We start from the raw sequence: 13,003 nt of genomic DNA, 5'->3' as shown, positions 1-13,003 counted from the left end.
GCCGAGACCCCAGACTCCGGCCTGGTCAGGATCCACCACGTCGCCGTCCACCACGGAGACCGCACCCCGGGTGACACACCACAACGGCGCATCGACCCCGACGGCCACAAGGTCCTGCAGCAGCGACACCGCCGCCTCGACCGACAGCAACGACACCACACCCGCGACCGCCACATCGCCCGGCTCCACCGCCGTCACGACCCGGACATCCGCCCCGGCCGACCGCAGCGCAACGGCCACATCGGCACCGCCAGCACCGTCAGCACCCGGCTCCACCACGACCAGCCAGGTCCCCGTCAGCACCTCCCCGGACGGCACACCCGTGACCCGCGTCCAACCAAGCCGATACCGCCAACCATCGACCACCGACTGTTCCTGCTTCGCCCGCCGCCACGACGCCAAGGCAGGCAACACGGCACTCAACGGCTGTTCCTCGTCAACGCCCAGCGCCTGAGTATCACCACGCTCGACCGCGTCCCAGAACGCGGCATCCACCGCGCTGGTCGCGGGCTGGGCCGAGGACGGCTCCAGCCAGAACCGCTGCCTTTGGAAGGCATAGGTGGGGAGATCGACCGGTCGACCGCCGGGGAACACCGCCGCCCAATCGATCTGGATGCCCCGGACATACAGCCCGCCCACAGCCTCCATGGCAGCGGTCGGCTCCGGACGATCCGGACGGAGTACGGGCAGACCATCGCCATCGGCCAGAACGGACAACGTGCCATCGGGGCCCAGCTCCAGGAAGGTACTGACGCCCAGCCCACGGAGTGTGTCCAGCCCGTCGGCGAACCGGACCGTCTCCCGCACATGGCGCACCCAATACTCCGGCGAGCGCAACTCCTCACCCGCCACCACACCCGACACATTTGACACCACCGGCACACTCGGAGCCCGGAACTCCACCGACCCGAGCACCTCACCGAACTCCGCCAGCATCCCTTCCATATGCGACGAATGAAACGCATGACTCACCCGCAACCACCGCGTCCGCACCCCCCGACCGATGAACACCTCCTCGACGGCACGAACCGCCTCCTCATCACCGGACAACACCACCGACTCAGGGCCATTCACCGCCGCAACCGCCACGCCCTCCACCAGCAGCGGCCGTACCTCATCCTCCGACGCCGCCACAGAAACCATCGCGCCGCCCGACGGCAACGCCTGCATCAGACGACCGCGTGCGGCAACTACACATGCGGCATCCTCCAACGACCACACACCCGCCACACACGCCGCCGCCAACTCACCAACCGAATGACCCAGCAGATAATCCGGCTTCACACCCCACGAGACCATCAGCCGATACAACGACACCTCAAGCGCAAACAAACCCGCCTGCGCATACACCGTCTCCCCGAACAACTCAGCGTCATCACCCCACACCACCTCACCCAAAGGCCGCTCCAGATACCGGTCCAGCTCCCCACACACCTCATCCCACGCCGCGGCAAACACCGGATACGCCTCATACAACCCACGCCCCATCCCCAACCGCTGCGACCCCTGACCCGCAAACACCACACCCAACCCACCGCCGACTGGAATCCCCACAACAACCGGCCCCTCCAAAGCCCCAAGGAGCCCCGCGCGATCCGCACCCACCACCACCGCACGATGCGACAACGCAGAACGAGCAGCCACCAAAGACCACCCCACGTCAGCCGGATCCCACTCGGGGTTGTCCGCCACAGACCGGCGCAACCGCTCCACCTGCGCCCGCACCGCCGCCTCACCCACACCCGACACCACCCACGGCACAGCAGGCAGCCCCACACGCTCGCCCCCAGCCTCCCCCACCACCACAGGCGCCTGCTCCACAATCACATGCGCATTCGTCCCACTCACCCCGAACGCCGACACACCCACCCGACGCGGCCGATCCACATCCGGCCACACCACAGGCTCGGTCAGCAACTCCACCCCACCAGCCGACCAATCCACATGCGGCGACGGCTCATCCACATGCAACGTCCGCGGCAACAGCGCATACCGCAACGCCATCACCATCTTGATCACACCGGCCACACCCGCCGCCGCCTGCGTATGACCAATGTTCGACTTCACCGAACCCAACCACAACGGCCGACCAGGATCCCGATCCTGGCCATACGTGGCCAACAACGCCTGCGCCTCGATCGGATCACCCAACGTCGTCCCCGTACCGTGCGCCTCCACCGCATCGACATCCCGAGCAGCAAGCCCGGCGCTCGCCAGCGCCTGCCGGATCACCCGCTGCTGCGACGGACCATTCGGCGCCGTCAACCCATTCGACGCTCCATCCTGGTTCACCGCGGAGCCGGAAACAACGGCCAGCACCGGGTGCCCGTTCCGCTCGGCGTCCGACAGCCGTTCGACCAGCAGCATGCCGACACCCTCGGACCAGCCGGTCCCGTCCGCGCCAGCGGCGAAGGACTTGCACCGGCCATCGGCGGCCAGCCCGCGCTGACGCGAGAACTCCACGAAGGTGGCGGGTGTCGCCATCACCGTCACCCCGCCTGCCAGGGCGAGGGAACACTCGCCCGACCGCAGCGCCCGCACCGCCCAGTGCAGAGCCACCAGCGAGGAAGAACACGCCGTGTCCACCGTGACCGCTGGGCCCTCCAGCCCGAACGTGTAAGCCACCCGACCGGACACCACACTGCTCGCGTTGCCGGTCAGACGATATCCCTCGGAGCCTTCCGGGGCCTGCCCGTCTCCGCCGCCGTAGCCCTGTGCGGACGCGCCCACGAAGACACCGGTCTGGCTGCCCTTGAGCGTCGACGCCGGGATTCCGGCCCGTTCGAATGCCTCCCACGACGCCTCCAGCAGCAGCCGCTGCTGCGGATCCATCGCCAGCGCCTCACGCGGCGAGATCCCGAAGAACCCGGCGTCGAACTCGGCCGCGTCGTGGAGGAAGCCACCCGAGCGGACGTATGACCGGCCCGAGCGAGTGGCGTCGGCGTCATACACACCGGCCAGATCCCAGCCACGGTCGGAGGGGAAGTGCGATACGGCGTCGTCGCCGGCGCTGACCATCCGCCACAGTGCCTCGGGAGAGTCCACACCACCCGGGAAGCGGCAGCTCATCCCGACGATCACGATCGGATCGTCATCCACGGCACTCGGCGTGTGCGGTATCTGTATCTCTTCGGCCAGCCCGAGCGCCTCCCCGCACACATGCTCGGCGAGCGCCGCCGGGGTCGGGTAGTCGAAGATCACGGAAGCCGGGAAGCTCAGCTGGGTAGCCGTACTGAGCCGGTCCCGCAGTTCCACGGCAGTCAGCGAGTCGAAGCCCAGCTCCTGGAACGTCCGGTCGAACTCGATGGCGGTCGGATTCCGGTGACCCAACACCTCGGCGGCATGCGTCCGTACGAGCTCCGCGACCGCACGATCCCGCTCCTGCCGCGACAACCCCCTGAGCGTGGCGGCGAATTCGCCAGCCGTAGACGCGGTCGGCTCGGACGTGTCGGCTATCAGCTCGCTCAGCAGGGGACTCGGACGCAGCGCCGTGAACCTCGGCCCGAACCGCTGCCAGTCCACATCCGCCACCACGAGCGCCGTCTCGTCGTCACACAACGCCCGCCGCAACGCCACCACAGCCGCCCCCGGAGCCATCCCCGACACACCACGCTCAACCAGAAACTCCTCACCCCCAACAGCCATACCACCACCACCCCACATACCCCACGCCACCGAAGTCGCCACCAACCCAACACCACGACGCCGCCACGCCAACCCATCCAAAAACGCATTCGCCGCCGCATACGCCGACTGACGACCGCTCCCCCACACCCCCGCAACCGACGAGAACAACACAAAAGCATCCAGATCGGTGTCCGCCAGTAGTGCGTCCAGGTGCGCCGCTCCGGCAACCTTCGATCGCACGCTCTCCTCGAACTCGTCGGATGTCAGGCTGTCCACCGCGCCCCAACTTGGCACCCCCGCGGCGTGCACGACGACCCGGAGATCGGGAATGCCGGCCAGCAGTGCCGCGACCGCGTCCCGATCGGCGACATCACACGCGGCCACAGCCACCTGGACTCCGAGTTCCTCCAGCCCGGCCACCAACTCGGTCGCACCGGGGGCGTCGATCCCCCGGCGGCTCGTCAGCACGATGCGCTCCACACCGGTCCCGGCCAGCCAGCGCGCCACATGACCGCCCAGCGCACCCGTACCCCCGGTGATCAAGGCGGCTCCCCGGCCATGCCACCCGGCGGACGTGTCCGCCGCCGGTGTCACCCGGGTCAGCCGGGCGCCCCATGCCTCAGCGGCACGGATCGCGATCTGATCCTCTCCGGTGTGTCCGGCGAGAACCCCGGCCAGCAAGGGGCCCGCATGCGCATCCATCTCCGTGGGCAGGTCGATCAGCCCGCCCCAACGCTCCGGATGCTCCAGGCCGATCACGCGGCCCAGCCCCCAGACCGCCGACGCGTACGGATCCACCACATCCCCGTCCGCCACGGAGACCGCACCCCGGGTGACACACCACAACGGCGCGTCTATCCCCGCGGCCAGGAGGTTCTGCAGCAGGGACACCGTCGCCTCGACCGACAGCAACGACACCACACCCGCGACCGCCACATCGCCCGGCTCCACCGCCGTCACGACCCGGACATCCGCCCCGGCCGACCGCAGCGCAACGGCCACATCGGCACCGCCAGCACCGTCAGCACCCGGCTCCACCACGACCAGCCAGGTCCCCGTCAGCACCTCCCCGGACGGCACACCCGTGACCCGCGTCCAACCAAGCCGATACCGCCAACCATCGACCACCGACTGTTCCTGCTGCGCCCGCCGCCACGACGCCAAGGCAGGCAACACGGCACTCAACGGCTGTTCCTGGTCAACGCCCAGCGCCTGAGTATCACCACGCTCGACCGCGTCCCAGAACGCGGCATCCACCGCGCTGGTCGCGGGCTGGACCGGGGACGGCTCCAGCCAGAACCGCTCACGCTGGAACGCATACGTCGGCAAATCAACCCGCCGAGCACCCGGGAACACCGCCGCCCAATCGATCTGGATGCCCCGGACATACAGCCCGCCCACAGCCTCCATGGCAGCGGTCGGCTCCGGACGATCCGGACGCAGCACGGGCAGACCATCACCATCAGCCAGAGCGCTCAACGTGCCATCGGGGCCCAGCTCCAGGAAGGTACTGACGCCCAGCCCACGAAGCGTCTCCAGCCCGTCGGCGAACCGGACCGTCTCCCGCACATGACGCACCCAATACTCCGGCAAACACAACTCCTCACCCGCCACCACACCGGATACGTTCGACACCACCGGCACACTCGGAGCCCGGAACTCCACCGACCCGAGCACCTCACCGAACTCCGCCAGCATCCCGTCCATACGCGACGAATGAAACGCATGACTCACCCGCAACCACCGCGTCCGCACCCCCCGACCAGCCAACACACCCGCGACCTCAGCCACCTCATCCGCACCACCGGACAAGACCACCGACTCAGGGCCATTCACCGCCGCGACAGCCACGCCCTCGGTCAGCAGCGGCCGTACCTCATCCTCCGACGCCGCCACAGAAACCATCGTGCCGCCCGACGGCAATGCCTGCATCAGACGACCCCGAGCAGCCACCACCCGCGCCGCATCCTCCAACGACCACACACCCGCCACACACGCCGCCGCCAACTCACCAACCGAATGACCCAGCAAATAGTCCGGCTGCACACCCCACGAGACCATCAGCCGATACAACGACACCTCAAGCGCAAACAAACCCGCCTGCGCATACACCGTCTCCCCGATCAGGCCCGCGTCATCACCCCACACCACCTCACCCAAAGGCCGCTCCACATACCGATCCAGCTCCCCACACACCTCATCCCACGCCGCGGCAAACACCGGATACGCCTCATACAACCCACGCCCCATCCCCAACCGCTGCGACCCCTGACCCGCAAACACCACACCCAACCCACCACCCACTGGAACCCCCACAACAACCGAACCCAACCCACCCAACAACTCATCACGATCCGCACCCACCACCACCGCACGATGCGACAACGCAGAACGAGCAGCCACCAACGACCACCCCACATCCACCACATCCAACCCAGCATCCCCCGCCACAAAGCCACACAGCCGCTCCGCCTGCGCCCGCACCGCCGCCTCACCCACACCCGACACCACCCACGGCACAGCAGGCAGCCCCACACGCTCGCCCCCAGCCTCCCCCACCACCACAGGCGCCTGCTCCACAATCACATGCGCATTCGTCCCACTCACCCCGAACGCCGACACACCCACCCGACGCGGCCGATCCACATCCGGCCACACCACAGGCTCGGTCAGCAACTCCACCCCACCAGCCGACCAATCCACATGCGGCGACGGCTCATCGACGTGCAGGGTCCGGGGCAGCACACCGTTGTGCAAGGCCAGAACCATCTTGATGAGTCCAGCGACACCCGCGGCCGCCTGGGTATGTCCGATGTTGGACTTCACCGAGCCCAGCAACAGCGGCCGCTCCGGGTTCCGATCCTGACCGTACGTGGCCAACAGCGCCTGCGCCTCGATCGGGTCACCCAGGGTCGTCCCCGTACCGTGCGCCTCCACCGCATCCACATCCCGAGCAGCAAGCCCGGCGCTCGCCAGCGCCTGCCGGATCACCCGCTGCTGCGACGGACCATTCGGCGCCGTCAACCCATTCGACGCACCATCCTGATTCACCGCCGAACCCCGCACCACCGCCAACACCCGATGCCCAAGACGCTCAGCATCGGACAACCGCTCCACCACCAGCATCCCCACACCCTCGGAGAAGCCGGTGCCGTCCGCCGCCCCAGCGAATGCCTTGCACCGACCGTCCGCGGCGAGGCCGCGCTGGCGGGAGAACTCCACGAACAGACTCGGTGTCGCCATCACCGTGACACCGCCCGCAAGCGCCAGCGAACACTCACCGTTCCGCAGCGCCTGCACCGCCAAATGCAACGCCACCAGCGACGACGAACACGCCGTATCCACCGTCAGTGCCGGTCCCTCGAGGCCCAGGACATAGGCGATCCGGCCGGACATCACCGACGCCGAATTGCCCGTTCCGACATGGCCCTCGTAATCCTGCGGCTGATCTCCGCCCAAAAGGCTGACGTAGTCCTGGCCGTTGGTACCGGCGAACACTCCCGTCCTGCTGCCCCGCAGCGACCGAGGATCGATCCCCGCCCGCTCGAACGCCTCCCACGACGCCTCCAGCAGCAGCCGCTGCTGCGGATCCATCGCGGTCGCCTCACGCGGGGAGATACCGAAGAACCCCGCGTCGAACGCGGTCGCGTCATGTACGAAGCCACCTGTCCGCGTGTACGAGGTCCCCGAGTGGCCAGGGTCGCTGTGGAAGAGCCCGGCCAGGTCCCAGCCACGGTCCGCGGGGAAGGCCGACATCGCGTCCCCGCCCTCGGCGAGAAGGCGCCACAGGTCCTCCGGCGAGCTCACTCCGCCGGGGAAGCGGCAGCTCATTCCTACGATCACGATCGGATCGTCGTCCACGAGGGTCCCGCTCGGCTCGGCGCGCAGGGGCTCGGCGCCCAGAGGCTCCCCGACCGTCCCCAGCAGTTCGGAGCACGCGTATTCCGCCAGGGCGAGCGGGGTCGGGTAGTCGAATACGGCAGTGGCCGGCAGCCGCAGACCGGTCGCGGCACCCAGCCGGTTGCGGAATTCGACCGCTGTCACGGAGTCGAAGCCGAGCTCCTTGAAGGCGCGATGAGACGGCACGCTCTCCGGGTCAGTATGCCCGAGCACCAAGGCGACGCTGCGGCGCACCATGTCGAGCAGCAGTCGCCGCTGCTCGGCCCCGTCAAGCCCGGCCAAACGCTCGCCGAGTCCGGATCGGTCAACGCCCGTCTCCTCGACGACGGAAGCGGCCCCCGCGTCGACGAGTCGCCGTACTTCCGGAAGGTCGGCGAGCAGGGGGCTGGGCCTGGTCGCGGTGAAGGCAGCGTAATGGCGTTCCCACTCGATGTCGGCGACGGTGACCACCGTGTCGCCCTGCTCGATGGCCATACGCAGAGCGGCCACCGCCAGTTCGGGGGACAGTGCCGGAACGCCATGCCGCCGGGCCACCTCACCGGCTTCGCTCTCCCCCATACCGCCACCGGCCCACAGGCCCCAGGCCACGGAGGTCGCCACCAGGCCCTCGGCCCTGCGGCACTCGGCCAGTGCATCGAGGAAGGCGTTGCCCGGTGCGTAGTTGCCCTGCCCTGGTGTACCGACGGTCCCGGACAAGGAGGAGAAGAGCACGAACGCGGACAGCTCCATGTCGCGGGTCAGCTCGTGCAGATGCATCGCACCGTCGGCCTTGACGCGCAGTACCCGGTGCAGTTGCTCGGTGGTCAGGGACTCGACCGTCGCATCGTCCAGCAGGGCGGCCGTGTGCACCACGGCCGTCAGCGGGCCCACCTCGGCTATCAGCGCGGCCAGTTGGGCGCGCTCGGCCACATCGCACTCGGCCACCGTCACCGCCGCTCCGGCCACCTCCAGGTCCGCGACGAGCTCGGACGCCCCGGGCGCGGCCATGCCGCGCCGGCTGGTCAGCACGAGGTGCTCCGCGCCCTGCTGCGCCAGCCACCGCGCGATATGGCCGCCCAGTGCTCCGGTGCCTCCGGTGACCAGTACGGTCCCGCTCGGATTCCAGGACGGCAGGTCGGTCCGCAACGCGGGGGCATGGACGAGCCTGCGCCCGAAGGTTCCCACCGCCCGGATCGCGACCTGGTCCTCGCCCGAAGCACCTGCCAGGACCCTCGCCAGCTGTGCGCATGCCCTCGCGTTCACCCCGGTCGGCAGGTCGATCAGACCACCCCAGCGCAGTGGCTGCTCGAGCGCGATCACTCGGCCGACGCCCCACACCAGTGCCGATGCCGGTGCGGGCTCGACGAGGGTGTCCCCGGGCCCGGTCGACACGGCTCGTTGGGTCAGGCTCCACAGCGGGGCCTCCACACCGGCGTCGCTCAAAGCCTGAGTCAACAGCACCGTCATCGCGAAGCCGACGGGAACGGAGGCGAAGTCCGGGTGCGGCCGCTGGTCCAAGGCGACCAGCGACACCACGCCCCGGACATTCGTCGCGCTGCTCGCGCTGCTCGCGCTGCTCGCGCCGGTCGCGCTGCTCGCGCCGGTCGCGCTGGTCGGGCCGGTCGTGCTGCTTGTGCCGGTCGTGCTGGTCGGGCCGGTCGTGCTAGTCGAAGCGGTCATGCTCGTCAGCTGGGCGGACAGCACAGCACGATCCAGGTGCCGCTCGTCCACCGAACACACCACTGGCTCGGCCCCGTGCTGAGCGAGTGCCTCGCAGACGCCGGAGACCCACTCATGCTCGGCATCGGCCTGGGAAACCACAACCAGCCAAGAGCCCGACAGCATCGCGGCCCAGTCCTCGGCGAGCGGCTTCCAGTTGACCTGGTACCGAACCGCCTCGAGCGCGGACCTCTCCTGCCGCCGGCGGCGCCAGGCCGACAAGGCGGGCAGCAGGTCACCGAGCGACGCGTCATCGACCTGCAGAACGGTCGCCAGCGATGCGGCGTCTTCGCGCTCGATGGCTGCCCAGAACTCGCTGTCCGCGGTGGTGTCCCCGTCTCGGACCACGCCCGGGGCGGTGGGCTCGACCCAGAAGCGCTCCCGCTGGAATGGGTAGGTCGGCAAGTCGACATGCCGGGCGCCGGGCCCTCCGAACGCCTGCCGCCAGTCCGCCGTCACCCCTCGTACGGACAGTTCGGCCAGCGCGGTCAGGAAGCGGGCGGGTCCGCCGTCGTCGCGGCGCAGTGATCCGGTCGTGATGATCGGGGTATCGGTGGCGTCTGCGGTGTCCTGGATGCCGATGGTCAGCACCGGATGCGGACTGGCCTCGACGAACACCGTGTGCCCAAGCTCCAGCAGGCCCTCGATCGTGCCCTGGAACTCCACGGTCTCGCGCAGATTCCGGAACCAGTACCCGGCATCCAGCCCCGCGGTATCCAGCAGCCGCCCGGTCACCGTCGAATAGAACGGAACCCGCCCACTACGCGGCTCCACACTCGCCAGAGCCTCCGCCAGCTCTTCCCGTATCTCCTCCACCTGTGGGGAGTGCGAGGCATAGTCCACCGGAATCCGCTTGGCCTCCGGAAACTCCACCAGCACCGCATCCAGCACCTCAACCGCACCCGACACCACCGTCGACGCCGGACCATTCACCGCCGCCACCGACAACCCCGGACGATCCCGCAGCCGATCGGCAGACACCGGGACGGACACCATCCCACCCCGACCCGACAGAGCCGCCAGCGCCTTGCTCCGCAAGGCCACCACCCGCGCCCCATCCGCCAACGACAGACCACCCGCCACACACGCCGCCGCGATCTCACCCTGCGAATGACCCACCACCGCCGACGGCACCACACCGTACGAACGCCACAACTCCGCCAACGACACCATCACCGCCCACAACACCGGCTGCACCACATCCACCCGGCCCAGCGCCACCTCATCACCCAGCACATCGAACAGCGACCACTCCACCAACGGAGCCAACACATCCGCACATTCACGCATCCGCCCCGCGAACACCGGCGAGGACTCCATCAACTCCAACGCCATCCCGGCCCACTGCGACCCCTGACCCGGGAAGACGAACACCACTCCGGTGAGCGATCCGGCCTCACCGGTCACCGCTCCTTGGCCGGGAGTTCCGTTCGCCACCGCCTCCAGGCCACGCAACAGCTCAGCGCGGTCGACCCCCACGACCACCGCACGGTGAGACAACATCGCTCGGGTCGATGCCAGCGACCAGCCGACATCCACCGGATGTACGCCACCATCGGCGCTCACGAAGGACCGGAGCCTGGCGGCGTGGGCCCGCAACCCCGCCTCGCTCCGTGCCGACAGCACCCATGGAACGGCTGAGGGTTCGGTCGTTCGCACCGTCTCGGGTTCGGCCGCCACGGATGCCTGCTCGAGGATGACATGCGCATTGGTGCCACTTACGCCGAACGAGGAGACCCCGGCCCGTCGCGGCACTCCCCTCTGAGGCCAGAGGGACGGTTCCGTAAGCAGTGCGATCCGTCCGGCCGTCCAGTCCACGTGGGGAGTGGGCTCGTCGATGTGCAGGCTCTGCGGCAACACACCGTGGCGCATCGCCATCACCATCTTGATCACACCGGCCACACCCGCCGCCGCCTGCGTATGACCAATGTTCGACTTCACAGAGCCCAGCAACAGCGGCCGCTCCGGATCCCGGTCCTGACCATAGGTGGCCAACAGCGCCTGAGCCTCGATCGGATCGCCCAGCGTCGTCCCCGTACCGTGCGCCTCCACCGCGTCCACATCCGCCGCCGACAAACGGGCATTCGCCAACGCCTGCCGAATCACCCGCTGCTGCGACGGACCATTCGGAGCCGTCAGCCCATTCGACGCACCATCCTGGTTGACGGCGGAGCCACGCATGACGGCCAGCACCCGGTGGCCGTTCCGCTCGGCGTCGGACAGCCGCTCCAGCAGGAGGATGCCCACACCTTCGCCCCAGCCGGTGCCGTCCGCCGCCGCCGCGAACGCCTTGCACCGGCCATCGGAAGCCAACGCCCCCTGGCGGGAGAACTCAGCGAATGCGGTGGACGTGGCCATCACCGTCGCGCCGCCCGCGAGCGCCATACCGCATTCGCCTGCACGCAGCGCCTGCGCGGCCAGGTGCATGGCGACCAACGACGACGAACACGCGGTGTCCACGGTGACGGCCGGGCCCTCGAGCCCGAAGGTGTAGGACAGCCGGCCGGACGCCACGCTCGCCGCGCTGCCGGTGGCCAGATGGCCGTCCGTACGCTGTGGCGCGTTACCGACGAGGGCGGCGTAATCCTGACCGTTGGTGCCGACGAACACTCCGGTGGAGCTCCCCCGCAAGGCGTCCACGGCGATCCCGGCCCGCTCGAAGACCTCCCACGAGACCTCCAGCAACAGCCGCTGCTGCGGATCCATCGCGACGGCCTCACGCGGCGAGATCCCGAAGAAGGCGGGATCGAAGTCGGCAGCCGTGTAGAGGAAACCACCCGCCCCGACCGAGACGCCGTCGGCTCCGCCGACGAGATCCCAGCCCCGATCCAGCGGAAAGGCGGATATGGCGTCCGTTCCCGATTCCAGGAGCCGCCACAGTTCTTCGGGCGAGTCGACCCCACCGGGGAACCGACAGCTCATGCCAATGATCGCAATCGGGTCGTCATCCACCAAAGTCGTGGCGACCGTCGCCGAGAGAGCTGCCGATCCCATCCCTAGCAGCTGCTCCCGCAGGTGGCCGGCGAGGAGTTCCGGCGTGGGGTAGTCGAACACGACCGAGGCAGGTGTCTGTACGCCGGTGGCCGCCATGAGTCGATTGCGGAGTTCGATCGCGGTCAGAGAGTCGAAGCCGGCTGACTGGAATGTGGCCACGGGGTCGATCGCCGCCGGGGTGGCATGCCCCAGAACGGCGGCCACCTGGCCACGTACGAGCTCAAGGACCGCCCGTTCCCGCTCGACCGGAGGGAGGCCCCGCAGTCGGTCGACGAACTCGTCCGCCATGGGCGCGCGGCGAGCGACGCCACCCAGCAATTCGCCAAGCAGCGGGTTCGGCCGCGCCCCGACGAACCGCGAGCCGAAGTGCTCCCAATCGATGTCCGCGATCACCAATGCGGTCTCGTCGTCGTCCAAAGCTCCCTGAAGGGCGGCCAGCGCCAGCGGTGGCGCCATGGCCCGTGCGTGCCCGGCCCCCATGCCGCTGTCGGCCCAGGCGCCCCAGGCCACCGATGTGGCTACCAGCCCCTCCGCCCGACGCCGCCAAGCCAACCCGTCCAACACCGCATTGGCCGCCGCATAACTTCCCTGACCCGCATTGCCCACGGTCCCCGCAGCCGACGAGAACAACACAAAAGCATCCAGATCCCGACCCCGCGTCAACTCATCCAGATACCGCGCCCCCGCAACCTTGACCCGCATCACCTCCCGGATCCGCTCCGGGGTCAGCGATTCGAGCACACCGTCGTCGAGGACACCCGCCGCATGCACCACGGTACGCAGA

1 protein-coding gene is annotated in these 13,003 nt (G+C 68.9%); it reads right to left on the bottom strand.

The window, feature by feature from the left end; genetic code table 11:
- The coding region (locus tag ACFYOY_RS48615; protein WP_388594504.1) for a type I polyketide synthase at positions 1-13,003 on the bottom strand (13,003 nt) is incomplete at both ends.

The sequence above is a fragment of the Streptomyces sp. NPDC007875 genome (assembly GCF_042868035.1).
GTDB classification, from domain to species: domain Bacteria; phylum Actinomycetota; class Actinomycetes; order Streptomycetales; family Streptomycetaceae; genus Streptomyces; species Streptomyces antimycoticus.
Note: the sequence above shows the minus strand (reverse complement) of the source record. Positions and strands in the feature narration are given on the sequence as shown.